This is a genomic window from Alkalinema pantanalense CENA528 (genome assembly GCF_050753345.1).
Lineage (GTDB): Bacteria > Cyanobacteriota > Cyanobacteriia > Leptolyngbyales > Leptolyngbyaceae > Alkalinema > Alkalinema pantanalense.
In genome coordinates this window covers 12869-37394 of record NZ_JBLZFX010000056.1, presented here as the reverse complement: position 1 = coordinate 37394, position 24526 = coordinate 12869, and the positions used below count along the sequence as shown (strand labels likewise).

18 protein-coding genes, 1 pseudogene and 1 riboswitch are annotated in these 24526 nt (G+C 49.8%); of the genes and pseudogenes, 14 read left to right on the top strand and 5 right to left on the bottom strand.

The annotated features are described in order from the left end of the window. Window positions 1-280: 280 nt before the first annotated feature. The gene (locus ACN4EG_RS17525; RefSeq protein ID WP_431631355.1) at window positions 281-643 is read right to left on the bottom strand and encodes a DUF4278 domain-containing protein; all 363 of its coding nucleotides are present in this window, start codon (window positions 641-643) and stop codon (window positions 281-283) included. Between the two features lie 38 nt (window positions 644-681). Then, window positions 682-757: riboswitch (Glutamine riboswitch) on the bottom strand. Between the two features lie 328 nt (window positions 758-1085). Between ACN4EG_RS17525 and ACN4EG_RS17520 the strand changes: the two genes are divergently transcribed. The 6 genes and pseudogenes from ACN4EG_RS17520 to ACN4EG_RS17495 all read left to right on the top strand — a co-directional run. Further along, a complete protein-coding gene (locus ACN4EG_RS17520) occupies window positions 1086-1775 on the top strand; it encodes an HAD-IA family hydrolase (RefSeq protein WP_431631354.1) in 690 nt (229 codons plus the stop codon). 459 nt (window positions 1776-2234) lie between these two features. Further along, the gene (gene fbp, locus ACN4EG_RS17515) at window positions 2235-3323 is read left to right on the top strand and encodes a class 1 fructose-bisphosphatase (protein WP_431631352.1); all 1089 of its coding nucleotides are present in this window, start codon (window positions 2235-2237) and stop codon (window positions 3321-3323) included. A 514-nt stretch (window positions 3324-3837) separates the two neighbouring features. Continuing rightward, window positions 3838-4989 (top strand): transaldolase, encoded by a 1152-nt coding sequence (gene tal, locus ACN4EG_RS17510; RefSeq protein ID WP_431631351.1) that lies wholly within the window; start codon window positions 3838-3840, stop codon window positions 4987-4989. 308 nt (window positions 4990-5297) lie between these two features. Next, complete coding sequence (zwf, locus tag ACN4EG_RS17505) at window positions 5298-6830, top strand: glucose-6-phosphate dehydrogenase (protein ID WP_431631350.1); 1533 nt, start codon at window positions 5298-5300, stop codon at window positions 6828-6830. Window positions 6831-6986: 156 nt separating this feature from the next. Beyond that, entirely contained in the window at window positions 6987-8357 is a 1371-nt protein-coding gene (opcA, locus tag ACN4EG_RS17500; RefSeq protein ID WP_431631349.1) for a glucose-6-phosphate dehydrogenase assembly protein OpcA, read from the top strand. A 616-nt stretch (window positions 8358-8973) separates the two neighbouring features. Next, a pseudogene (locus ACN4EG_RS17495) lies at window positions 8974-9192 on the top strand (ISKra4 family transposase); the annotation flags it as partial. Between the two features lie 153 nt (window positions 9193-9345). On the opposite strand, the gene ACN4EG_RS17490 reads toward ACN4EG_RS17495, so the two are convergent. Both ACN4EG_RS17490 and ACN4EG_RS17485 read right to left on the bottom strand, forming a co-directional pair. After that, entirely contained in the window at window positions 9346-9873 is a 528-nt protein-coding gene (locus ACN4EG_RS17490) for a universal stress protein (protein ID WP_431631348.1), read from the bottom strand. Window positions 9874-10202: 329 nt separating this feature from the next. Beyond that, complete coding sequence (locus tag ACN4EG_RS17485; protein ID WP_431631347.1) at window positions 10203-11588, bottom strand: tetratricopeptide repeat protein; 1386 nt, start codon at window positions 11586-11588, stop codon at window positions 10203-10205. A 160-nt stretch (window positions 11589-11748) separates the two neighbouring features. On the opposite strand from ACN4EG_RS17485, the gene purD reads away from it, so the two are divergent. From purD to ACN4EG_RS17465, 4 genes are all read left to right on the top strand, one after another. Next, window positions 11749-13044 carry a phosphoribosylamine--glycine ligase gene (gene purD / locus ACN4EG_RS17480; protein ID WP_431631346.1) on the top strand — a complete coding sequence of 432 codons (1296 nt, stop codon included), beginning with the start codon at window positions 11749-11751 and terminating at the stop codon, window positions 13042-13044. Between the two features lie 239 nt (window positions 13045-13283). Then, on the top strand, window positions 13284-14735 hold the full coding sequence (atpD, locus tag ACN4EG_RS17475) for a F0F1 ATP synthase subunit beta (protein WP_431631345.1): 1452 nt from the start codon (window positions 13284-13286) through the stop codon (window positions 14733-14735). Between the two features lie 112 nt (window positions 14736-14847). Then, window positions 14848-15258 (top strand): ATP synthase F1 subunit epsilon, encoded by a 411-nt coding sequence (gene atpC / locus ACN4EG_RS17470; RefSeq protein ID WP_431631344.1) that lies wholly within the window; start codon window positions 14848-14850, stop codon window positions 15256-15258. 277 nt (window positions 15259-15535) lie between these two features. Further along, complete coding sequence (locus tag ACN4EG_RS17465; RefSeq protein WP_431631343.1) at window positions 15536-16573, top strand: hypothetical protein; 1038 nt, start codon at window positions 15536-15538, stop codon at window positions 16571-16573. Window positions 16574-16731: 158 nt separating this feature from the next. Here ACN4EG_RS17465 and ACN4EG_RS17460 read toward each other — a convergent pair whose 3' ends face one another. Continuing rightward, on the bottom strand, window positions 16732-17490 hold the full coding sequence (locus ACN4EG_RS17460) for a choice-of-anchor Y domain-containing protein (protein ID WP_431631342.1): 759 nt from the start codon (window positions 17488-17490) through the stop codon (window positions 16732-16734). Window positions 17491-18242: 752 nt separating this feature from the next. On the opposite strand from ACN4EG_RS17460, the gene ACN4EG_RS17455 reads away from it, so the two are divergent. The 3 genes from ACN4EG_RS17455 to ACN4EG_RS17445 all read left to right on the top strand — a co-directional run bounded on the left by ACN4EG_RS17455 (window position 18243) and on the right by ACN4EG_RS17445 (window position 22168). Next, complete coding sequence (locus tag ACN4EG_RS17455; protein ID WP_431631341.1) at window positions 18243-18476, top strand: type II toxin-antitoxin system HicB family antitoxin; 234 nt, start codon at window positions 18243-18245, stop codon at window positions 18474-18476. Window positions 18477-18536: 60 nt separating this feature from the next. After that, window positions 18537-19883, top strand: coding sequence for a tRNA (N6-isopentenyl adenosine(37)-C2)-methylthiotransferase MiaB (miaB, locus tag ACN4EG_RS17450; protein WP_431631340.1), 1347 nt, complete (start codon window positions 18537-18539; stop codon window positions 19881-19883). 788 nt (window positions 19884-20671) lie between these two features. Further along, window positions 20672-22168, top strand: a complete 1497-nt coding sequence (locus tag ACN4EG_RS17445) for an ATP-binding protein (protein ID WP_431631339.1) — start codon at window positions 20672-20674, stop codon at window positions 22166-22168. Between the two features lie 121 nt (window positions 22169-22289). Here the strand turns inward: ACN4EG_RS17445 and gloA are convergent, their stop codons facing one another. Next, window positions 22290-22712 (bottom strand): lactoylglutathione lyase, encoded by a 423-nt coding sequence (gloA, locus tag ACN4EG_RS17440; RefSeq protein WP_431631338.1) that lies wholly within the window; start codon window positions 22710-22712, stop codon window positions 22290-22292. Between the two features lie 415 nt (window positions 22713-23127). Here gloA and eno point away from each other — a divergent pair, with 415 nt between their 5' ends. Continuing rightward, on the top strand, window positions 23128-24426 hold the full coding sequence (gene eno / locus ACN4EG_RS17435; protein ID WP_431631337.1) for a phosphopyruvate hydratase: 1299 nt from the start codon (window positions 23128-23130) through the stop codon (window positions 24424-24426). Window positions 24427-24526: the final 100 nt, after the last annotated feature.

Below are 24526 nucleotides of genomic sequence, written 5' to 3'. Positions count from 1 at the left end.
CCCTCCTACCCTTTTACTCTCCTACCCCCTACCCAATTGGGATTTTATTTATACGCTGTTCCCTAACTCCTTGCTGCTATTCAAGGGCTGCTATCAGCCATAGAGTCTGTTTTACGAATAATCTGTTTTGCCCCGAATAAAACGCTAAAAAAGGCGTTTCTGCTAGGCACTCAACAATTGGAAATACCTGCCGGGGAAACGCCTATCTGAGTAATATTTTACTAGGGTGACGATTTTGAGGCTTGCTGTGACGCTTGCTGTGATGCTTGACGCACTCTAGCTAAGCACGGCACAAAATCTCTTCAAATTCGTTCTCTAGGGCGCGAACCAAGGCTCGATTACCTTGGGCTTGGGCCGCCTGTAAGCGCCGTTCAATATTGTGGCGAAGATTGGCATAGTGCAACCTGCGAACCTCCGGCAAAATGCTGATCTGGGTCAGATTGGGGGCAGAGATCGGGGCAAGGGCTTCTTTGGGAAGGGCAGAAACAGGATATGTGTGCCTCGATCGCACGGGTGCACCATTGTCAATCACCGTTCTGCATCGCCACTCAACTCCCCGGTAGTGGCCACAGATTTCTCCTTCTGTGACTTCCAGGGTGGGAGGAGTGTATTCGTAGTGAACGCCACGATAGGAAAGTTTCATAGCAAGTCGCCTCTGGGTAAGGGTTGGAGAATCGGGGAGGCGCGTTCCTTCAGGAAATAAACTTCCTTACTTCCGTCCTCCATGCCAAAGAGCAATTTTTGGAAGATGAACGTTTACTAATTTATTTCTGTATTTTAAGATACCAAATTAACCTTTTGCTATGATTTAAGAAAGCTTTAATCTTGATTTAAGGATTAGAAAAGCTTGGTACAAAAGCATCTCCGGGAAAACTCGTAAATTATTGATTTTTTATGAATTTCTTGAAGGTTCTGTGAGTTCCCTAATTTGCCGGACTACGCTTGAAATTGAAGCAGTGCTTCTTAGGGCTGTGGGATACCCCGAACCCAAGATCACTGTGGGTAGAGTAATCTAGATTTAAGGGGAGTCTGCTATCGTGCTCAGTCACTGGGTCAGCTCATACAAGCCAGAAACACCTACCAAAATGTTGATCCCAACGAATCCTTCATCGATCCCACCGACCCATCCTCGGCCTCCCCAAGCGAGCGTTGGCACCGTCATTTTTGATTTTGATGGAACGATCGCGGATAGCTTGGCGGCGGGGATCAAGATTGGCAATCAACTGGCAGAGGAGTTTGGCTTAGAACCCATCACGATGGATAAGCTACGACGCTGGCAGAATTTGAGCTCTCAGCAAATCCTAAAGGAAGCCAAAATTCCCTTTTTCCGAATTCCCCGGTTGTTGAGTCGGTTCCGGGTGGAAATGAATCGGGAAGTTCCTCAACTTTCGCCTATTCCTGGGATTCAGGAAGCCCTACTGGCCTTAAAACAAAATGGTTATCGCTTAGGAATCGTCTCGTCTAATTCCGAAAATAACGTGTGGGCGTTTCTCCATGCCCGTCAGTTAGACCACCTATTTGATTTCGTGGTGTCGAGTCCGCGGGTTCTTGGCAAAAATAAAGTTCTGAAACGATTAATTAAGGAATATCAGCTTCATCCGGATCATGTTTTTTACATTGGGGATGAAACGCGAGATGTGGAAGCAGCCCATAAAACAGGTGTGAAATCGATCGCGGTTTGTTGGGGGTTTAATTCGCCCCATGCCCTGCGCTCCCATAACCCAGATTTTCTGCTGCGCGATCCCCAGGAGCTAGTCTCTTTGCTGTGTCCTTAGTAGTGGAAAATCGTGAGTGGTGGAAAATCGTTAATTATTTTGTGGAAGTTGGCCTGGACGAGATCAAGCCATAGAAATTAATCAATTATTGAGATTTGCGAAGAGGTGGAAGCTAAGGTTTCGATCTCTTTTTTTGATGGGCCTGTTGCGAACTTGTGCAAGGGCCGCTTGGCTGTGAAGTCTGCCCGATCTATCCTCAGAGTCTCCCCGTCTCGATCGAGCGTTTTGCCCACTGCAGAACATTTTGCGTTTCTATAATTTCCCCTACGATTTCCCAACAGTCGAAATCTCAGTTCCTAAGATAGGGATAGGGAGAAATCGAAGTGATGACTCTCACCCAGATTGCGCCTTTGAAACCTTTTTAAATGAATCTTTGTAAATCGGTTCACAGCAACAGGTTCAAATAAGCGGGTTCAAAGCTGCAAGATTTTACATCCTTTATTTCAGGAGTGGAGAATAATGTCGAATCCCTCCAATGGTTTGAAGTTTCAAGTTTCGGAGCAAGTATATTCCCTCGATCGGGATTGTATGACGCTTTCTCGCCACGTCCTGCAACAGTTACAGAGTTTTGGGCCGGAGGCTCAGGACTTGAGTGCGCTGATGAGTCGGATTGCCTTGGCGGGGAAGTTGATTGCACGGCGGCTGAGCCATGCCGGTTTGATGGACAACGCTTTGGGGTTTACCGGAACCACCAATGTGCAGGGTGAAGCCGTCAAAAAGATGGATGTTTATGCCAATGAGGTGTTCATCTCGGTCTTTGAGCAGAGTGGGTTAGTCTGTCGGCTGGCTTCCGAGGAAATGGAGCAGCCCTACTACATTCCTGAAAACTGCCCGATCGGTCGTTATACCTTGCTCTATGACCCGATCGATGGTTCTTCCAACGTAGACATCAACATCAATGTCGGATCGATTTTCTCCATCCGTAAACAGGTGGGCGAAGATTTAGATGGTACGGCCAGCGATTTACTACAACCAGGCCGCAATCAAATTGCAGCAGGCTACATTCTCTACGGCCCCAGCACGATTTTGGTTTATTCCCTGGGTCAGGGTGTCCATTCCTTTATTTTGGATCCGAGTCTAGGCGAATTTATCCTGTCTAGCGAAAATATTCGCATTCCCGCCAGTGGCGCGATCTACAGTGTGAATGAAGGGAACTTCTGGCAATGGGAAGAGCCGATTCGTGACTACATCCGCTATATGCATCGCCATGAAGGATACACCGCTCGCTACAGTGGGGCGATGGTGGGCGATCTCCATCGGATTTTATTCCAGGGTGGTGTGTTTCTCTATCCAGGCACTCAGAATAAGCCGGAAGGTAAGCTGCGGTTGCTCTATGAGGCGGCTCCGATGGCTTACTTGGTAGAGCAAGCGGGGGGGATGGCTAGTACGGGGCATGGGGCAATTTTGGATGTGCAAGCCACTCAGTTGCATCAACGAGTTCCCTTAATTATTGGCAGTCCAAACGATGTGGCGTTGGTGGAGTCATTTATTCACGATCGGGAACAGGAAGCGATCCCCATAGCAAATCGAACGCTCGAGATAGGATGAAGCTCCTTTGGGATGGTGCCATTCAGGACGGGCACTCCGGGGAGTGAGCTTAGGATGGACACTGCAATATGTTATTGGGGAGCAATATGTTGGGGAGCAATGACTTGAAAATCTCCTGAAATGGAGTTTTCGATTGGGTGTTTTTCTCCCGACAATGATGAAACTAACGTTGAAAGCCCCACGATTCAGGATTCAGGATGGATGGGTGAGCTCAACAAAAGGGAAAAAGGGGGGGCAGATAAGCTCAGAATTCCAGTTAACTTCAGGTTTTATTCAGAATTTTCCCGATCGTCGGATGCATACTGTAGATGAGGTGGTACTGATTCTGACCCTGTAGATTGTGGAATGAAGACGGTGACTCGAATACGGTGATCCCAATACGATGACTCGCGCGAACTCCTCGCAGATGGTGTTGAGTCAAACAGAGAATCCATTGGTATTAGACCCTAGGTAAATTCTCATTACATCCCCCTACAACAGACAGATTGAATTATTTAGGAAAGGAGAAGCGCTCATGACGACGGTTGCGAAGCACATCTATGAAATTGAGCAATTGGGTCAAAGCATCTGGATGGATAACTTGGCTCGGGATCTGATTCAATCCGGTGAACTGCAACGCATGATTGAGACCCGTGGTTTACAGGGTATTACTTCTAACCCAGCCATTTTTGAAAAGGCGATCGTTGGGAATAAGGTTTATGATGCCGCGATCGAAGCGGGGATTCGGGCGAAGCAATCCTTGATGGAAATTTACGAATCCCTCATCTTTGAAGATATTCGCAATGCCTGCGATATTTTCATGCCAGTTTATGAACAATCCCAGGGTTTAGATGGTTACATCAGTATTGAAGTTCCCCCGACGATCGCGCGGAACACTGAAGACACTATCTCCGAGGCCAAACGGTACTTTGCGGCGATCGGTCGGCCCAATGTGATGATCAAGATTCCCGGTACGCCGGAGGGATTGCCCGCCGTGACAGAAGTGATTGCAGCGGGAATCAATGTCAATGTGACGCTGCTGTTCTCTGTGCAAAGCTATATTGATACCGCTTGGGCCTACATCGCAGGATTGGAAAAGCTGAGTGAGTCCGGTGGAGATGTTAGCAAAATTGCATCCGTTGCTAGCTTTTTCCTAAGTCGGATTGACAGCAATGTTGATAGTCAACTCGATAGCTTACTCAAAAATCCAGATTTATCTGAGGCAACACGATCGAAGCTGGAAAATCTCAAGGGTAAGATCGCGATTGCCAATGCAAAGATTGCCTACCAGGAATACAAAAAGATTATTGCGAGCGATCGTTGGCAGGCGTTGGCGGCGAAGGGTGCTAAGGTACAGCGGTTACTCTGGGCTAGTACAGGCACGAAGAACCCCAACTACAGCGATGTGATGTACGTGGATGAACTGGTGGGTGCAGATACGGTGAATACCTTACCGCCACAAACGATCGAAGCCTGTGCAGATCACTGTGATGTGGCTCCTCGGGTGGAATCAAACATTGAAGATGCCTACGCTGTAGTTGCGGCTCTTCAGGATCCCGATGTGAATATTAACCTCGATCGGGTCATGGATGAGTTACTGGCGGATGGGATTGAGAAGTTCGTTCAACCCTTTGAAGCATTGATGAAATCGCTCCAAGATAAGGTGAATCTGTTGGCAACGGTTTAGGTGCTGAGGTGTCAAAGCTGACTGCTTTATTTTAGTGACGAATCCGTGATGAAGATTTAGCTTATTGGTTATTGCAATTCGTGCTGATCCCCCTAAATCCCCCTATCTCCTTCGGAGAGGCTACGCCAAAAAAAAGGGGGACTTTCGAAGAATTTCACTGTCTCCCCTGAATAAGGGGGAGAAGGGGGATCGGAGCTATTGCAATGGTGACTCAATGGGTAATCACACTTGTGGATCACTGTTTGAACAATACTCGATTCTGTTCATATTTCTAACTTCGATCGCCCAATCCTTCATTTGCAATTCCTATGGTGACTCTTCTTGAAAATCCTCTGCGTGTTGGTCTTCAACAACAACGCATTCCGGAACCCAATATTATTGTCTTTTTTGGAGCCTCCGGTGATTTGACGAAACGGAAGTTGGTGCCCGCGATTTATAAGCTGAAACGGGAGCGCAAATTGCCCCCGGAATTGACGATCGTGGGGGTGGCACGACGGGAATGGAGCCATGAGTACTTCCGGGAACAGATGCGGGAAGGAATTCAGGAATTTTCCGATGGGATTGGCAGTGAAGAACAGTGGGAAGAGTTTGCCAAAGGGCTGTTCTACTGTCCCGGTGATATGGACAATCCGCTGAGTTATCAGAAGCTTAAAGCATTTCTTGGAGAAGTAGATGGCATGCGGGGGACGCGGGGTAACCGGGTCTTTTATCTATCGGTTGCGCCGAAGTTTTTCCCGGAGGCAATTCGACAGTTGGGCAATGCGGGCATGTTGGAAGACTCGCAGCGAACCCGCTTGGTGATTGAAAAACCCTTTGGCCGCGATCTCAGTTCTGCCCAGGCACTAAACCGCATTGTCAATCAGGTTTGTCGGGAGGAACAGGTTTACCGGATCGATCACTATCTTGGTAAAGAGACGGTACAAAACCTATTGGTCTTCCGATTTGCCAATGCAATTTTTGAACCGTTGTGGAATCGTCAGTATATTGATCACGTTCAGATTACCGTTGCCGAAACGGTGGGCGTGGAAGATCGGGCGGGCTATTACGAATCGTCCGGTGCACTGCGGGATATGATGCAAAATCACCTGATGCAGGTGTTTTGCCTAACGGCAATGGAAGCACCGAACTCCATGGAGGCGGATGCGATTCGGACGGAGAAGGTGAAGGTGTTGCAAGCAACGCGGCTAGCGGATTTGGAGAATCTCGATCGCTGTGCAGTGCGGGGGCAATATACGGCGGGTTGGATGAAGGGGAAACAGGTGCCGGGATACCGGGAAGAAAAGGATGTGAATCCCCAATCGATGACGCCGACCTATGTGGCCTTGAAGCTCATGGTGGACAACTGGCGTTGGCAGGGGGTGCCGTTCTACCTGCGTACGGGTAAACGCCTGCCGAAAAAGGTGAGTGAGATTGCGATTCAGTTCCGCAATGTACCGCACTTGATTTTTCAACAGGTGGCGAAACAGACTAACCCCAATATTCTCACCCTGCGGTTGCAGCCTAATGAAGGAATCGCCATGAAGTTTGAGGTGAAAATGCCGGGGGGCGATTTACGCAGCCGATCGGTGGAGATGGATTTTAGCTATGGGAGTTCCTTTGGTAAGTCGTCTGGGGGGGATGCCTACGATCGCCTGTTACTAGATTGCATGATGGGGGATCAGACGCTGTTTACTCGATCGGACGAAGTGGAAGCGGCTTGGCGGGTTGTGACACCGATTTTGTCGTCTTGGGAAGTGCCCACTGATCCGAACTCGATTCCGCAGTATGAGGCGGGTACCTGGGAACCCAACGAAGCGGAAGAACTGATTAACCAAGATGGCCGTCGCTGGCGACGTTTGTAATGGGGTGTAATTTAGGCAATGTTTATGAGGAATGTATCGTTCGGATGAAACTGAACTTCTAATTGTTTAGTCATTCTCGTTTAGTCATTCATTACTTCGATTATTGTCTTTGCTTGTTCTGAGTGCTACTTTCACCCTTTACCTTCACTGATCACTATGACTCCCATTTCTTCTGCTCCTGTTGTTCCCTTACAAGCTCCAAAGGATGTCTCCCTCGGACAAATTCAGGCGGAACTGGATGCGATCTGGACAACCTATGAACAGCCCAGTGCGGATGGTTCAACACTAGGGGCCATGAAAGCGACCACGTTCACATTAGTGGTGTATGAACCGGAAGAAACGCAGCAATTGTTGGCAGAGTTAGGCTATTACACGGGGCCAATCGATGGCATTGGTGGGCCTCGGATGGATGCGGCGATTCGGGCGGCTCAACAGCGCTATGGATTTAATGTGACGGGGAAGATTTCGCCTGCATTGTTGGATAAGTTGCGGCGGGAAGTTGCAGTCTGTCGGGGCATTGATGTGCAGGAGGGTGATACCTGCAATCTGTCGCTTTACAGTCAGGATGCGCAGGGGTCGGGGTTGGCGGATGTGATCGCCGCACAGAACCCCTGTCGTATTATTTCGCTGTTTCCAGGAAATGGGTCGGATGAGGGGATTTCCGCTCAGGTTTCAGCCTATTGTCCGATTCAAAAACGGGCTTCTAATACGCTGGTGTGCTGTGAATACATTACGCTGAAGGGAACGGAACCAGCGCTGGAACGGGTGACGGGGTTGGTTAGTTCGTTGGTGATTAGTGAATTGCCGAGCTTTTTGTGGTGGAAGGGTAGTCCGAATTTGGATCAGGCGTTGTTCCAAAATCTGGCGAAGAGTTGCACGATGCTGATTGTGGATTCGAGTCGGTTTATGACCGATGGAGAGCAGGATTTGGCACGATTGCAACAGTTGCGCGATGAAGGCGTGCTGGTGGCGGATTTGAACTGGCGGCGGCTGTCTCCTTGGCAGGAACTGACGGCGGAAGCTTTTGATGCACCGGAGCGGTGGCAGGGGTTGTTGGAAATCGATCGGGTGACGATCGACTATGAGCGGGGCAATCCGACGCAGGCAATGATGTTTTTGGGGTGGTTGGCGAGTCGGTTGAATTGGCAGCCGCTAACCCATAGCAAGGAAGGCGGAGATTACGATATTCAACGGATTACGTTTACGAATGAGATGGGGAAAACGATCGAGGCGGAGTTGGCAGCCATTCCGACGGCGGACCCAGGCGTGGTGGTGGGGGATTTGCTAGATTTGCGGTTGACTTCGACGAATCCGGAGGCAGATTGTTGTACGGTGCTGTGTTCGGAGACGACAGGCTGTATGCGGATGGAGTCTGGGGGTGGGGCGCAGTCCTGCTGGGTCAATCAGGTGACATCCTTGGGGGATGAGAAGGCGGAAAATCTGTTGAGTGAGCAGCTTCGCAGTACGATGCGGGATCTGTTGTATGAGGATAGTTTGGCGATCGTGGCTAAGATTGTGCATCTATAGTGGGACATCTGTGAGGCTCTAGGGGGCGAAGGTTTGCTGCAGCCTCCTAGGGTTGGTTTCCCTGGGGTGGCTTGAAAGAATGAAGCGATCGCTGTTGTTAAAAGCTCGATCGACTAAATGCTGGGAAAACAAACGGATCAATATCGCAAAAGTATCGATCTATTAAACCGGCACTATTTGATCGTGCATCTTTAAACTTCTCTCATCTTTCGATTGAAGCTCTGGAAGCTAGTTCTGGAGGATGTATAAGTTTTAGATATTACTCCAGCAACCAAATAGGATGTAGCCTAAAAAGCTAGTTACCAAGTACTTGGAACCGTTGGAGGATTTCACTCTACATTGACAATAGTGACCCGAGGTAATAATTCGAAAACATATGGTGCCGAGGTAATATGAGTCCGTGCCGAGTTTATGAGAATAGTAATGATGCAAGCTATGAGGAGATTCTGATAGCCACAATTCTGAAACATAAACTGAAATGCTGTAAAGACAAAGATTGAAAAGGCTTTTCCTCTCTGGGCAGTCACCATAACGTCCTGCCTCACCTGCCGCTAGTCACTTTTCGGAATCGAGAGCATTGATTGCACAGTTTGAGGGTTGGCACAACGAGCGTGTGACCAATTTCATAGCTTATCTCGAGCAGCATCGTCATCGTATTGTCAACTATGCCTATTATCAAGCCGAAGGCATTTTCATCGGTTCTGGGGCCATTGAATCCACCGTCAAACAGGTGGGGCGGCGCATCAAAATCTCCGGGGCTCAATGGGAGAAAACCAATGTGCCGCAGGTCCTCAAGCAGCGCTCTGCCTACCTTAATGGCGATTTCTCAAAATAAGCCTTACAAAACTGGGATGCTCTCGATCTGAGCCCACAACGCAGCCAGAAAAGCCATTACAGCATTCAATGCAATAATTAAGGGAAGGTGGCTGAATAACCTCCTTCCCTTAACCATTGAGACATCACACTTTAGGGAATCACACGCTGGTCATCACACGACTGGCGATTCCTGTATTATGGGTTGCTTATGTGCACAAATCGTGGAACCCTGTACCGTCAAAATTGAACAAGGCGCATGGTGTAGCACGTAATTGCTAACACTTCCGAGAACCAACTCCGTCAGCCCTTTACGCCCCCGGCGACCGATTAAGATTAAATCAGCTTTCCAGTAGCGAGCTTGAGCACAAATGACCTGCCCCGGATCTCCCACCATTTGGCCAAACTCAGTGGGCACCCCCGCCGCCGTTGCCTGCTCACAGAGCGATCGTAACCAGTTCAAGCTTTCTTCTTGCAACGCTTCCCAATGGACAAGATAGCTTTTGATCACTTCATCGTGGATAGTGGAATAAATTCCATCGACCCCAGGATAAAACGGTGCACTATAACCATCTTCAAAAACGCTGGCAATGTGTAGCAGCATCAGCGTTGCGCCCATCGATCGTGCCAAACCGAGGGCTTCCTGAAAAATGGCTGGGCTACTTTCAGAACGATCCAACGCGACAAGAATCCGCCGAAACATAAGTTTTTAGCCTTCTTATAGAGCGAAACAACAAACATTCATACAAACACCCATACAAACACCCGTACAAACACCTCGATAGACACCCGAACAACACCCGAACCAACATCTATGCAATCTCTAACACAAAAGAGATTGCCCCTCGTGGCCTCGAACCAAGGCACGAGTCTAAATCATGAATGTAAATCACGAAACCTCAAATATAACGACTCGATCGAGTCACCATACTTACTCTCAGTGTAATCACGCGCGATCGTAGAAGGTCGGGTTTGACATGTTTTGAGATGTTTTGGTTGAGAGGTTTGGCAATATTTGCTGGATAGATTTCGCTAGGATTTTTTCTGCCCCTCGATCGTGGGAGAAGTCGAAGGGGTCGAAGGAGCCGTGGGAGAGGCTGTAGGCTTGGCCTTGGGACTATCCGCTGGGCTACTGGAATCCGCTGGTTTCTGCGCTGTCTCAATTCGTTTGCTGAAATATTCAGGCCGCAGTTGCAAAACTTGGGCGAACTGCAACCCTTGCTGAAACGCCGCGATCGCCCCCGCCGTATCTTTCTGCAACAGCCGCAACTGACCCAGTTGATCCGCCGCATTCATCGAGATATACAAGTCATTAATCGTCTGCCCATAGTCCACCAAAAAGTCGTAAACCTGAATGGCTGCATCCAAGCGATCGTTGCGGCGGTAAAGTTTCCCCAGTTTTTGCAAAGCATCCGCGCCATAGGAGGATTGGGTAATCACCTGGGACAGGGTATAGGCCGCTTGATAATTTTGTTCAGCTTGGTCAAAATTTCCCGCTGCGTCATAATTTTCCGCTAAACGCAGTGTCAGTGCAGGCAACACCTCAGGCTGACCTTTATAAATCTGGAGCAGACTCTCCAAATAGGGCACAGCCTGTTCCGGCTGTTTTGCCTGTTCATGGACATAGGTCAGTTGGATCAGATAGAGCACCTCACTGCTGGCATCCTGATTCTGACGGGCGATCGCCAACAAGTCTCGGTAGGTTTGCGCCGCATTGGGATAGCGAAACCAATTCAGTTGCAGCAAGCCAATCTCGTTGAGGGTATTAAATTCCTCAAGGGCATTTTTCCGCTGCCGCGCTTGGGCTAACTTCGGTTCATACACGCTCAGGGCCAAGTTGGGCGATCGCACCAATTGATAGGCAATTCCCAACAGCTCTGTGAGATCAGCTTGATCCGTAGGCACTGGCGGTTTTTGAATTTCGGCTTGAATTTGTTGCAACCGCTGGGTAATGTAGCGCACTTCCTGGGTTTGGCCCTGCTGCCATGCCGTTTCCCCCACTCGTCCCAGGGCGATCACCTCTTCCCGATAGCCCAAGGCCCGACGTAGCCGCAACTCCCGATTCCACAGGTCAAAGGCTTCCTGGGGCTGCCCCGCCTGGAGCTTGGCCGATCCTTGGGCGGCCAAACCATCCAACGCCACCCGTAGGCGATCGCGCTCCGCCGCCGATAGGGGTTGTTTCCCCTTCGGCAAGAGGGGATCGGGTTCTTGGATTTCTAAAGGATTAGGCGGAAATCGATCTTCCTGCGGCGGTGGCTGCTTCTGTGGTGACGATTGCTTCGGAGGCGTTTTAATCTGAGGCCCCAGCACTTGGGTCGGCAGTTGCGCTGAGCTCGGCCCTGCGATCGCTAGGCAGATCCCCGCCATCCCGCCAGCCAGCCCCCATTGCATCCTTCTAAGCTTCTGCCCTCGAGTCATCACGATCGTCCTCATCTCACCACACAGAATGGTATTGTTGATCCTTGGGTTATTGTCAAAAGTTCCCGTACATCGATATTAGAGTGATATTAAAGTACGGGGAAAAACTGACTCTACATCTACCCCAGCTCTGGATTCTATCAAGTTGAGTGAGGCTGCTGTGAAAGTTTTGGTGGTTGGCAATGGTGGACGCGAACACGCGATCGCTTGGAAACTGGTGCAGTCGGAAAAGGTGGAGGTCACCTGCGTCCCAGGGAACGGCGGTACAGCCACCTTACCTCAATGTCGCAATATGGAAATGACCCAAAACGACTTTGAGGGCATTACTCGATTTTGTTTAGTTAATAATGTCAAGCTCGTCGTCGTTGGGCCGGAAGCGCCCCTTGCGGAAGGCATTACCGATTACATGCGGGGCAAAGGGCTGAAAGTGTTTGGGCCGACCCGTGCCGGAGCGCAAATTGAATCCAGTAAAGCCTGGGCTAAGGCATTGATGGTGGAGGCGGGTATTCCCACAGCAAAATCCGCAGTGTTTGCTAATGCCGCTGATGCCAAGGCTTATGTGGAAGCGGAAGGCGCTCCGATCGTCATCAAAGCCGACGGTCTGGCAGCAGGGAAAGGCGTAACTGTCGCAGAAACCGTTGACCAAGCCCTCGCCGCGATCGACGCCTGCTTTAGTGGTCAGTTTGGCGATGCCGGTAAGCAAGTCGTAATCGAAGAATGTTTGGTGGGCCAAGAAGCCTCGGTTCTCGCCATTACCGACGGCAAAACCATTCGTCCCCTCCTACCCGCCCAGGATCACAAACGCATCGGCGAAGGCGACACCGGAGAAAATACCGGCGGCATGGGCGTCTATGCCCCGGCCCCGATCGTCACCCCCGCGCTGATGGAACGGGTGCAACGGGAAATCCTGGAACCGACGATCGCGACCCTGCATCAACGGGGTATTGACTATTGCGGCATCCTCTACGCGGGCTTGATGATCACCCCCGAGGGCGATCCTCAAGTGATCGAATTTAACTGCCGCTTTGGCGATCCAGAAACCCAAGCTGTCTTACCTTTGCTAGACATGCCGCTAGAAAAACTGATGCTGGCCTGTGTCAATGGTGAATTAGAAGACGTGGATCCTCTGCGTTGGAAGCCCCAAGTCTCTGCCTGTGTCGTTGCGGCCTCCGGCGGCTATCCCGGCAAATACAAGAAAGACTATCCCATCACCGGCATCTCCGACGCAGAGGGCTGGGGGGCGACGGTCTTCCATGCAGGAACCTACCAGAAAAAAACGGGCCTCGTCACCGATGGGGGACGCGTCCTAGGGGTCACCGCCCTGGGAGATACCTTCGATGCGGCCTTTGCCAAAGCCTACCAGGCTCTGGGGGAAATCCAGTTCCAGGGGATGTACTACCGTCGGGACATTGGGCATCAGGTGCGATCGGCGATCGATCTCAGCAGCGAATCCTAGGATCCCCATTCCTCACTGGATCCCAGCCTCAGCAGTCTCCACTAAGCAAAATTTCCTACGGACTTTAGAACTTCTTAATCATCCGTAACCCTTCAGTGGTAATCTGGGATTTGGCAATTTAGCCTGCTTGAAAGTGATCTCAAATACGACTAGCCCTGACTGCTGGGATCCTAGTCGGGATAGCTTTCAGAGCACATTCGTTTTTGAAATAAGCTGAATACCTACAGTAGGGCGTAAGCATGGTCACCACAGCAGCAAGTATTGGCTACATTACACAAGTCATCGGTCCGGTTATTGACATTAAGTTCCCCGGCGGCAAATTGCCCGCTATTTATAACGCCCTCAATATCCGAGGAACGAACGGCGCAGGTCAAGAAATCTCTGTCACCTGTGAAGTTCAACAGCTTTTGGGCGATAGCCAAGTCCGTGCAGTGGGCATGAGCAGCACTGACGGTTTGGTACGCGGGATGGAAGTGGTGGACACCGGAGCTCCCATCAGCGTCCCCGTGGGAACTGCAACCCTAGGTCGCATCTTCAACGTGCTCGGTGAGCCCGTGGATGAAAAAGGCCATGTGGATGTCTCCAAGACGATGCCCATCCACCGTCCCGCTCCTAAGCTGACGGAACTGGAAACCAAGCCTTCCGTATTTGAAACCGGGATTAAGGTCGTTGACTTGCTGACCCCCTATCGTCGGGGTGGCAAGATCGGTCTGTTCGGCGGTGCTGGCGTGGGCAAGACCGTGATCATGATGGAACTGATCAACAACATCGCAACTAAGCACGGTGGCGTGTCCGTGTTTGCCGGTGTGGGTGAGCGGACCCGTGAAGGGAATGACCTTTACAACGAAATGATTGAGTCCGGCGTAATCAACCCTGACAAGCCGGAAGAATCTAAAATTGCTCTCGTATACGGTCAGATGAATGAACCACCGGGGGCACGGATGCGCGTAGCTCTGTCGGGTCTGACCATGGCTGAGTACTTCCGCGATGTCAACAAGCAAGACGTACTACTGTTCGTTGACAACATCTTCCGGTTCGTACAAGCCGGTTCTGAAGTATCCGCACTGCTGGGTCGGATGCCTTCTGCGGTAGGTTATCAGCCCACCCTGGGGACGGACGTAGGTGACCTGCAAGAGCGGATTACCTCGACCACCGAAGGATCCATCACTTCTATCCAAGCGGTTTACGTACCGGCGGATGACTTGACTGACCCCGCACCTGCAACCACCTTCGCCCACTTGGATGGAACGACGGTGCTATCCCGTGGTTTGGCAGCTAAGGGGATTTATCCCGCTGTGGATCCTCTGGATTCTACTTCGACGATGCTACAACCCGCGATCGTGGGGAACGACCACTACGATACCGCTCGGGCTGTGCAATCCACCCTGCAACGGTACAAAGAGCTGCAAGACATCATTGCAATTCTCGGTCTGGACGAACTGTCTGAGGACGATCGTCTAACGGTATACCGTGCCCGGAAGATTGAGCGCTTCCTGTCCCAGCCTTTCTTTGTGGCTGAAGTGTTCACCGGTGCGCCTGGTAAATACGTGACGCTGAATAAGACGATCGAAGGGTTCAAGCGGATTCTTTCCGGTGACCTGGATGACCTACCAGAGCAAGCGTTCTACATGGTAGGCGACATCGACGAAGCGATCGCGAAGGGCCAGAAGCTGAAAGCTGAAGGCAAGTAGTCAGTGATTCGAGTCTAGGGGTTGACTGAGCGAACGTTCAGCTAACCTCTAGCTCCAGCCAATCCTGGCAATTATTTGGAGAACGACTTGAAGAACTGTTCGGAGAACTACTATGTCTTTAACTGTTCGTGTGATTGCACCTGACAAAACCGTTTGGGATGCAACGGCTGAAGAAGTGATTCTGCCCAGCACAACCGGCCAGTTGGGCATCTTGACCGGCCACGCTCCTCTGTTAACAGCCTTAGAAACTGGAGTGATGCGCGTTCGGGCAGACAAAAACTGGACCCCGATCGCTCTCATGGGTGGCTTTGCTGAAATTGAAAGCAACGAAGTCACAGTTCTAGTGAATGGTGCGGAAAAAGGATCTGATATCAACGTAGAAGAAGCTCGCAAAGCCTTTGAAGAAGCAGAAGCTCGCTACAACAAGGCTCAAAATGGCACCGATCGCCAAGAATTACTTCAGGCGAGCCAAGCCTTTAAGCGTGCCCGTGCACGGGTGCAAGCTGCGGGTAGTAACGCCTAAAGTTGCTGTGTTAGCTTTGCCCTACAGAGGTTGTGATTTGCTGAATTAATCAAGAGAAGTTCCGGTTGGGAGCTTCTCTTTTTTTATCGATCGCCTTTTGCCGATCGCTGGGGTTTATGGCTTGCGGCCCTTCCGCCTAGGGGGTTGAATTATGGAAAGTCTGATGAGAAGTTTGGAAGAGAACCTGGCTTGGGCGGTTCTATCTAGGCTGCTTCTCACTGAACAGGGAATGCTAAATCCCATATGGTTATCGCTGTACCCTCTACTCTTTTTTTCCATGAAGCCGAACGATCTCATCCTCCAAGCTCGCCAGGGAGATCCTGCCGCGATCGGGCAACTGCTCAGTCAAGCTTTGAACCTGAAACCTTCTGAAATTGAGGTGTATTTAAAGCAGGGCCGACTTCAGGTTATCCTACGCCGTTCGGTCAAACGCAGGGTGTCTATCCCAACAATCCATCAGAGCTTACAACCGATCGGCAAACCCTTAATTCAACAAGTGCGCGTCATTGTTTTGCCAGCGACTGCGCCATCTCCGCTTTGGGTTGAAACCTTTCCCCTCACCCCAACGCCGCCGCCGCTTTCAGATTCCCCACGCCACCCCTCAGCCAAGCGTTCCCGCACCATGGATTCCAACCAAGCCTCTGCCCATCCAGCAGGATCGCCCCAAGGCGCAAGATCTCCATCGGCCTTCTCGTTCCCCCAGTGGATAGCCAACAATCCTAATCCACAGCAGTGGTTGCCATTTCTGCAAGCTAATTTTGAGCCGCTAAAACTCGGATCGATCGGACTAGTCGCCGTTTACGGTCTATGGGGAAGCTGGAGTTATAACATTGCAGATTTTATCAACGGGAGCAATCGCATCATGATGTTTATCCATGGTGCAAACCTAATTTTCCATGAAGCCGGACATATTATTTTTATGTTATTCGGCCCATTTATGCATGTGTTTGGTGGCTCATTTAATCAAATTCTTATTCCAGCAATCATCAGCAGCTACTTTTTTATCACCGGACAACGTTTTTCCAGCGCGATCGCCCTCGCTTGGGCAGGTGAAAATTTCTGGGATGTTTCCATCTACGTGAAAGACGCTAGTGCGATGGAATTACCCCTGTTAGGTGGAGAAGGCGTGTTACACGACTGGAATACGCTATTAGATGACATGGGGCTCCTCCCATTGGATCAAGTGATTGGCAACTGCTTTTTTGGAATTGGCTCGATCATTTATCTCATTGCGATCGGCCTTGGCGTTTACTACGCACAACTTAGCGATCGTCAAAGACAGCTTGCTCAACCATCTCAACCCCATGATGATTGAAATCTCAGCAATCGCAGGCTGTGACGTTTGATTTGACAGCCCCTGAATTCAACAGCCCCTGAATTCAACAGCCTCTGCGATCGCTTACCCCACTCCCAAACTGAACGAAACCAGATTGAACGAATCAAACCGTTTCTGATCCTCCGCTAAGGCTAGCTTTAGAACCCGATCGCCTGATTAGCCAGTTCAACCTTGACCAATTTGAAAGAACCGCTAGCAGACTTGCTATTATCTCCCAAAAACAGAAAATTAGAACTGTTGTAAGGAAAGCCAAAGACTGAATAGTTTTTCAAAGCCCCCGTCAAAATCGGGGTGCTGTAGTTCCGCTTGGCATACAACCGATAGGTGCTGCCCCGAATAGCTAAGTCATAGTGCACCACCGCCACCGTCGGATTAAACGATGTGCCTTCCCCATGGGTAAATAGAGGTTTACCCGCTACACGCCCATCATTCTGTACCCAGAGTCGATCGGTCACCGTTGGGTCGCTCGCCCAAAAGGCCAACTCCAAGCCCCATCGATCGGCTCCTAAAAGGGTCACACTTAAGCCCGCGCGATCCTTCGACGCATGGGATTCAGTTAACAACTGCACATCAATTCCTAGCGTATAGCCCACATTACGATCGAGGGCAAAGGGTTGGGAAAACCGCGAATACCCAGCCTGCGTCGAGTTTCCACCCACCGTCGTATTTAAAACCGTAGCACCACTTCCCACCGTTTGAGTTGCCCCATTGAGCACCGTCATCCAACCTTGGCTACTGGGTGCGGTATTCTTAGCGCCATCATACAAGGTATAAGTTGCCGCTTGGGCACCTGTCACGAAGCCCATTAGACAACCCCCGATCGCCCAGCCTGCTAGCCATACCTTCCAAGACTGGGACAGCAGGTGACGACGCTTTGCACTGAACTGATCGAACATAGGAATGCCTCCAGAGGATGCTCTAAGGAATCAATTTGTCAACACGATCGCGCTTTTTTCGACTCAATTCGACTCAATTCATCTGTTTAACCCAACTCCCCTTGACCCAGCTCAGCCTATTCGCTTCAGCCAGTCTGGGCATTCAAACCCATTCGTTCATTCAAGGAAGCTGGAATCAATTGAGGTTAAACAGGGAGAGCACCCGATGGAACAATACCTAATGGCAAAACATCTGCGATGGAAACGCTTGCCACAGAAACGCCTGCTAGAATAAACCTTTTGACGGGGAAACACCCTGTGGAAAGACTAAAATCAAGGAAAATCGACTCTAGTCATGCGCTCTAGTAAAGTTTGAACCAATAAAAGTTTGAACCAATAATTTGTCTACGATTTTTTGAGCAGATCCTTCCCTGAGCAAGACCGCTATTCTCTACGAAAAATTACTCGCATTTCTCTCTCTTATTTTATATCTCTTGCAAAAAATGTTTGTTAACTTCACAAAATCTCATAAAACCCCACTAACTCGTCCGTAGGAGTGCTGATTTTGGGTGAGTTTCTGGATAGCAAGCCGGATATCCCCTCCAAACGGCTGAAGGAAGCAAGTAGCAGAGCCATTGCTCGGTGGTAATCTTCATGCTCCACCCTGATTGATTCCCTTAGCCTCCAGAATCCAGCGCGGCTTCAAGAGAACTGAAAGACATCTGCAAGCCAACTTTAAGACAACGCAAATGCAATTTTAGGGCAACTACATCATGCACAATCCCTATACGATGGTTATCCAATGGTCTGCCTTGCAACAAAGTTATGTTGTTTTTTTGCCTGACTTTGAAGGCATCGTTCATCAACCCTGCGCCACCGGGCACACCTTTGCCGAAGCGGCTCACCACGGCCAACAAGCACTGCATATCCTCATTGAACATCTGGAAGACTGTGGCTTAGCCCTACCGGCTCCCAAGATTTATCCTCCGGCCCTGCAAGTTGCCTAAGCGATCGCCCCAAAAATTGCCTAGAATAGAGGACTGTTCTATCAGAAAACCTCTTCAGCAATGGCGCGTCGTTATCACATCACCACCTTTGGTTGCCAAATGAACAAAGCCGACTCCGAACGCATGGCAGGCGTTCTGGAAACCATGGGTTTTGAAGCAGTCGAGGAACCTGATGAAGCCGATGTGATTCTCTACAACACCTGTACGATTCGCGACAATGCTGAACAGAAAGTTTACTCCTACCTAGGCAGACAGGCCAAGCGCAAACAGGAACAGCCTGATCTGACCTTAATCGTGGCAGGGTGCGTGGCCCAGCAAGAGGGCGAGCAGCTCTTGCGCCGCGTACCAGAGCTGGATCTAGTTATGGGGCCGCAGTATGCCAATCAGCTAGACAGCTTGCTGGAGCAGGTGTTTAACGGCAACCAGGTGGTAGCCACCGAGCCTGTGCACATTATGGAAGATATCACCAAACCCCGTCGGGATAGTTTGGTCACGGCTTGGGTGAATGTTATCTACGGCTGTAACGAGCGCTGTACCTATTGTGTTGTACCCGGTGTACGCGGGGTGGAACAGTCTCGTACCCCCGAAGCCATCCGGGCTGAAATGGAAGAACTGGGGCGTCAAGGCTACAAAGAAGTGACGCTCCTGGGGCAAAACATTGACGCCTACGGTCGCGACTTACCCGGTAGTAAACCCGACGGTCAGCACCTGCACACCTTAACCGATTTGCTCTACTTCGTCCACGATGTGCCTGGAATCGATCGTATCCGCTTTGCCACCAGCCACCCCCGCTACTTCACGGAACGGTTGATCAAAGCCTGTGCCGAGTTGCCCAAGGTCTGTGAGCACTTCCATATTCCCTTCCAATCGGGGGATAACGATGTCCTCAAAGCCATGTCCCGAGGCTACACCCAGGAAAAATATCGCCGCATTATCGAAACAGTCCGCAATTACATGCCCGATGCTGCCATCAGTGCCGACGCGATCGTGGGCTTCCCCGGAGAAACGGAGGAGCAGTTCCAAAATACACTGAAACTGGTGGATGACATTGGCTTTGACCTGTTGAATACCGCCGCCTACTCCCCCCGCCCCGGCACCCCCGCAGCCCTTTGGGACAATCAACTGAGCGAAGAGGTCAAAGCCGATCGCCTGCAACGCTTGAACCATTTGGTTTCTCAAAAAGCTGCTGAGCGATCGCAACGCTATCTAGGTCGTGTGGAAAAAGTACTCGTTGAGGATCAAAACCCCAAGGACGCCACCCAAGTTATGGGACGAACCCAAGGCAATCGGCTTGCTTTCTTTAACGGAGATATTCAAACACTCAAGGGACAGATTATTCCCATCAAAATTACTGAAGTGCGTCCCTTTAGCTTAACGGGAGAAATGCTTCAACCGGTCTGCCGATAGTGTGTCGATTAGTGTGTCGATCATCAACTGTTAGCAGGTATACATTTACTCTACAGATTGCGATCGTGATCACAAAATAACTGTGATCACGATCTACTTTTTTCTAGTCAGTTGATTGAGCAATATACAGAGTTTTAATCAGAATCAAAATAGGGTAGACAACGGTATTATCCCCAGCTATTGTTATTTAGCATAAGAGTCAGATAAATCCTTCGTCTTGAAGCGAAGTTAATCATCTTTACCAGCCCGATTGTTTGCTGAAATCACGCTTTCCTAGACAATTTTAACTGCCAAATCTTTCTGGTTTTTCACCTTTATTGTGTAATCAATAGTTGGCGAAGGATTAAACTAGAGAAAAAGTTCAGCTTCTCTCAAAACCTTTTAGTTTCTTTTCGATTAATTGTTCAACTTGGGCTGTTTTGTGGAATTCTAACTTTAAATTCAATATTCAGTTATTCAAGGCTCGTTCCAATACAACCAGTCATTTCGAAGAACATAACCTCACTTTTGGGTTGATTGTTCAACTATACGGGGCACTCCCTAGAACCTTAGACAGGTTTTAGTCATTAGGTAAAGCGTTGCTATCTCAGCTATTAGATTGGTTCTGAAAAACTAATTCTTTTTTTGAATATAAGACTCGACTCCCCAATGGAGTCTTTTACAAATACCAGAAGTCAGGGAATTGATCTTTGCTAAATAACTGGGTGATTCAACGAGATACTTCTGTCCTAACTGATCTCTTTGCTCATCTTCCATCGTTGCTCACTCACTGCCATAGATGAGGTCATATGTCAGAGATTTTAGTTCCTGATTCCTGCTCAACCCCGCTATTTTCAGCGGCTAAAGCTGCCCAAATTTTCTGTAATCAGGGAGAAATCAATCACCTATTGACAACTCTTCTAGAAATGACGACAGCGGCGATCGTCATCAAGGATGTGAAAACCTTGCAATGCCTAATCGGGAACCAAGCAGCGGCAACTCTCTTCGGCAGAGAACGGGCCGCGTTAATGGGGGAGCACACCGGAGACTGGCTCCCTGTTGAACAGGCAGAAAGCTTGAATGAGTACGATCGCGCGGCTCTACGACAAAATAACGCTGTTGCTTTTACCCAATGGGTCACCCCTCGATGGATAGGGATTTCTCAGTTGCTCGACTGCACGACCATTCCCATTTGTAATGAATTGGGTCAAACAATTTATTTGCTGACAACCTATGCCATCGCGGCTTCTAGCTCAGATACCTGCTCTGACTCAGATTTAATTTCCGTGAAGTTAATTTCTGAAAACGCTACTGGGAGTGACAGTCGAGGTGACGATAGAGATGACGGTGAAAGTGCCAGTGAAAGTGCCAGTGAAAGTGCCAGTGAAAGTGCCAGTGGAAATTCTACTGTGCAAAGCTCTGCGGAACCGAGCCAGAACGAGACGATCGAACTAGAGCATTTGCAAGAGCAGATCAACCGCCTCCAAGTCCAGATGCTACAAAGCGAAAAAATGGCCAGTTTAGGGCAACTGGTCACTGGAATTGCCCACGAAATCAATAACCCAGTTAATTTCATCTACGGCAACCTGAAATATACCAGCGAATATACCCAGGATTTGCTGCGGGTCATTAAGCAATACAAAGCTAGCTATTCGAACCTACCCCCGGAATTAGCCAGCTTAATTGAAGAAGTGGATCTTGATTATTTGGTGGAAGATTTGCCCCAGATTTTGTCTTCTATGAAAGTGGGAGCCGATCGCATTCGAGAAATTGTCCTGTCACTCCGTAATTTTTCTCGACTTGACGATACGGAACTTCAAGAAGTTGATTTGCACCAAGGTTTGAATAACACGCTGACAATTTTGCAGAACCGTCTGAAATCAAAATCCGATCGCCCTGAAATTGTCGTCACCAAGTACTATGGCCCATTGCCCTCTGTGTATTGCTATGCTGGACAACTGAATCAAGTATTCATGAACATCCTCAGCAACGCGATCGATGCGCTTGAAGAAGCCTACGAAGCCGGAAAATGTCCTCAACCCACGATTCAGATTGAAACCCATTTAGACAACAGTAACGCGATCATTCAGTTTGTGGATAACGGCGGTGGAATTCCAGAACAGATTCAAGCCCATTTATTTGATCCATTCTTTACCACAAAGCCAGTGGGCCAAGGAACTGGACTCGGACTCTCCATTAGTCATCAGATTGTGGCAGAGAAGCATCACGGCACCCTAGACTGTATTTCTACCTTGGGTCAAGGAACCGCCTTCCGGATTACCATTCCCCTACAACAGCCTCTGTAAACCGCAGCAGACGACTGACCACAATCATGCCGCCTAGATTTGAGAAATCTCTCAACAGATTTCTCAAATCTACAAACAAATCTTTCAACTCTAGGCGACAAAATACGTCTATAAACCAGGTTTATACCGTAGCTGCAACCTCTTCCTTAGCGCCCCCTTGACGGCTCAATTGAATCAGCTCTACCTTATATCCGTCCGGATCCTCCACAAAGGCAATGACTGTGGAACCATGCTTCATGGGCCCCGGCTCCCGCGTTACTTTGCCCCCCCGCGATCGAATGTCTTCACAGGTCTTGTAGATATCATCTACGCCGATCGCAATGTGACCGTAGGCATCGCCCAACTCGTACTGCTCCCGCCCCCAGTTGTAGGTCAGCTCAATGACAGTATGGTCAGCCTCATCGCCGTAGCCAATAAACGCTAAGGTAAATTCTCCGCCGGGATAGTCCTTCTGCCGCAGTAACTTCATTCCCAGTACTTCACAGTAGAACTTCAGCGATCGCTCCAGATTACCCACTCGCAGCATCGTATGTAACAAACGCATGGCGCTCTCCTACCATTCCAATCACGTACGCCTATATTCTAAAACCCTCTACCTCATGAGACCCAACGGCTCGCCGTTCATCTCTCCTTGTCTATACCTGTCTTTTCCCGCTGTTAGGCTGGGACAATCAGGTTCTGACTATCAGGCTATCAGGCTGGGACTGTCAAGCTACTACTGCACTGCAACTACTGCAATCACTCTACTACTGTCCGCTACTGTCAGCTACGAACAGACAATCTGTCTCAAATCCTTGTACACTAGCGAAACCATACCCACTTGAAGCCAATCTTGATCCCCGCAACGTCCCCTCGTGAACAGCACTCTTTCCCAACTGGCCATTAGGTCGTATTCTAAGCGATGGTTCATTGAGAATTCCCTAACCCACCGAAAAGCTGAGTTCAGAGGTTTACCAGACATGTTTGATGCGTCAGATACCGCGATCGAGATGATTTCTGCGAGAGAGATCCTTGACTCCCGAGGGCGTCCTACCGTTGAAGCCGAAGTTCAACTAATCAACGGCGCAAAAGGTCTAGCACAGGTACCCAGTGGCGCTTCCACCGGCACATTTGAAGCCCACGAGCTGCGTGATGAAGACCCCAAGCGTTACGGCGGTAAGGGTGTTCTCAAAGCTGTTGAAAATGTTAAAACCATCATTACTCCCGAATTAATTGGCGTTGATGCCCTGAATCAAGAACTGGTCGATCGCCTCATGATCGGCCTAGACTCAGACTCCAACAAAAAGAATGTGGGAGCTAACGCCATTCTTGCTGTTTCCCTGGCAACAGCTAAAGCAGCGGCTGAGGGCTTAGGTTTGCCCCTCTACCGTTACCTCGGTGGCCCCTTGGCCAATCTCCTGCCCGTGCCGTTGATGAATGTGATCAACGGTGGTGCCCACGCAGATAACAACGTGGACTTCCAAGAGTTCATGATTGTCCCCGTTGGTGCTGACAGCTTCCGGGAAGCCCTGCGTTGGGGAGCTGAAGTCTTCCATGCCTTGAGCAAGGTGTTGAAAGATCAAGGTTCTCTGACAGGTGTAGGGGATGAAGGGGGGTTTGCGCCCAACCTCGCCTCTAACCAAGCGGCCCTAGACCTACTGATGACCGCGATCGAAAAGGCTGGTTACAAGCCCGGTGAGCAAGTGGCGATCGCCCTGGATGTCGCCTCCAGTGAATTCTATAAAGACGGCCAATACCACTTTGATGGCAAGGCTCACACCCCGGTAGAAACCATCGATTACCTAGCCAAACTCACGCGGGAATACCCGATCGTTTCCATTGAAGACGGACTGCAAGAAGAAGATTGGGAAAACTGGAAGTTACTGACTGAGAAGATTGGCAGTCATGTGCAACTGGTTGGCGATGATTTATTTGTGACCAACGTTGACCGCTTGCAAAAAGGCATTGACCAAAAAGCAGGCAACTCGATCTTGATCAAACTCAATCAAATCGGTTCACTCACGGAAACGCTGCAAGCGATCGACCTAGGTGCTCGCAATGGTTTCCGATCGATCATCAGCCACCGTTCTGGTGAAACTGAAGACACCACGATCGCGGATTTGGCTGTGGCGACCCGTGCCGGACAAATCAAAACGGGCTCCCTCAGCCGCAGTGAACGGGTTGCAAAATACAACCGTCTGTTGCGCATTGAAGACGAACTGGGCGATCTGGCAGTTTATGCAGGTACCACCAACATGGTGCCTAAGTGGAGCAAGTAATCCCATTGGGTCATACACATGGGCAATCCCAAATCAATTGGTAATGGCAACCCATGGTGATCCCCTAAAGCCCTCCTTAATCCGGGGACTTTGAGAGAAT

Coding starts and splice junctions, on each gene's coding strand:
- atpD (WP_431631345.1), top strand. CDS start 13,284: ATGGTCACCACAGCAGCAAGTATTGGCTACATTACACAAGTCATCGGT.
- ACN4EG_RS17520 (WP_431631354.1), top strand. CDS start 1,086: ATGTTGATCCCAACGAATCCTTCATCGATCCCACCGACCCATCCTCGG.
- zwf (WP_431631350.1), top strand. CDS start 5,298: ATGGTGACTCTTCTTGAAAATCCTCTGCGTGTTGGTCTTCAACAACAA.
- opcA (WP_431631349.1), top strand. CDS start 6,987: ATGACTCCCATTTCTTCTGCTCCTGTTGTTCCCTTACAAGCTCCAAAG.
- ACN4EG_RS17525 (WP_431631355.1), bottom strand. CDS start 643: ATGAAACTTTCCTATCGTGGCGTTCACTACGAATACACTCCTCCCACC.
- miaB (WP_431631340.1), top strand. CDS start 18,537: ATGGCGCGTCGTTATCACATCACCACCTTTGGTTGCCAAATGAACAAA.
- ACN4EG_RS17465 (WP_431631343.1), top strand. CDS start 15,536: ATGAAGCCGAACGATCTCATCCTCCAAGCTCGCCAGGGAGATCCTGCC.
- tal (WP_431631351.1), top strand. CDS start 3,838: ATGACGACGGTTGCGAAGCACATCTATGAAATTGAGCAATTGGGTCAA.
- ACN4EG_RS17445 (WP_431631339.1), top strand. CDS start 20,672: ATGTCAGAGATTTTAGTTCCTGATTCCTGCTCAACCCCGCTATTTTCA.
- gloA (WP_431631338.1), bottom strand. CDS start 22,712: ATGCGTTTGTTACATACGATGCTGCGAGTGGGTAATCTGGAGCGATCG.
- ACN4EG_RS17490 (WP_431631348.1), bottom strand. CDS start 9,873: ATGTTTCGGCGGATTCTTGTCGCGTTGGATCGTTCTGAAAGTAGCCCA.
- ACN4EG_RS17485 (WP_431631347.1), bottom strand. CDS start 11,588: ATGACTCGAGGGCAGAAGCTTAGAAGGATGCAATGGGGGCTGGCTGGC.
- ACN4EG_RS17460 (WP_431631342.1), bottom strand. CDS start 17,490: ATGTTCGATCAGTTCAGTGCAAAGCGTCGTCACCTGCTGTCCCAGTCT.
- eno (WP_431631337.1), top strand. CDS start 23,128: ATGTTTGATGCGTCAGATACCGCGATCGAGATGATTTCTGCGAGAGAG.
- ACN4EG_RS17455 (WP_431631341.1), top strand. CDS start 18,243: ATGCACAATCCCTATACGATGGTTATCCAATGGTCTGCCTTGCAACAA.
- atpC (WP_431631344.1), top strand. CDS start 14,848: ATGTCTTTAACTGTTCGTGTGATTGCACCTGACAAAACCGTTTGGGAT.
- fbp (WP_431631352.1), top strand. CDS start 2,235: ATGTCGAATCCCTCCAATGGTTTGAAGTTTCAAGTTTCGGAGCAAGTA.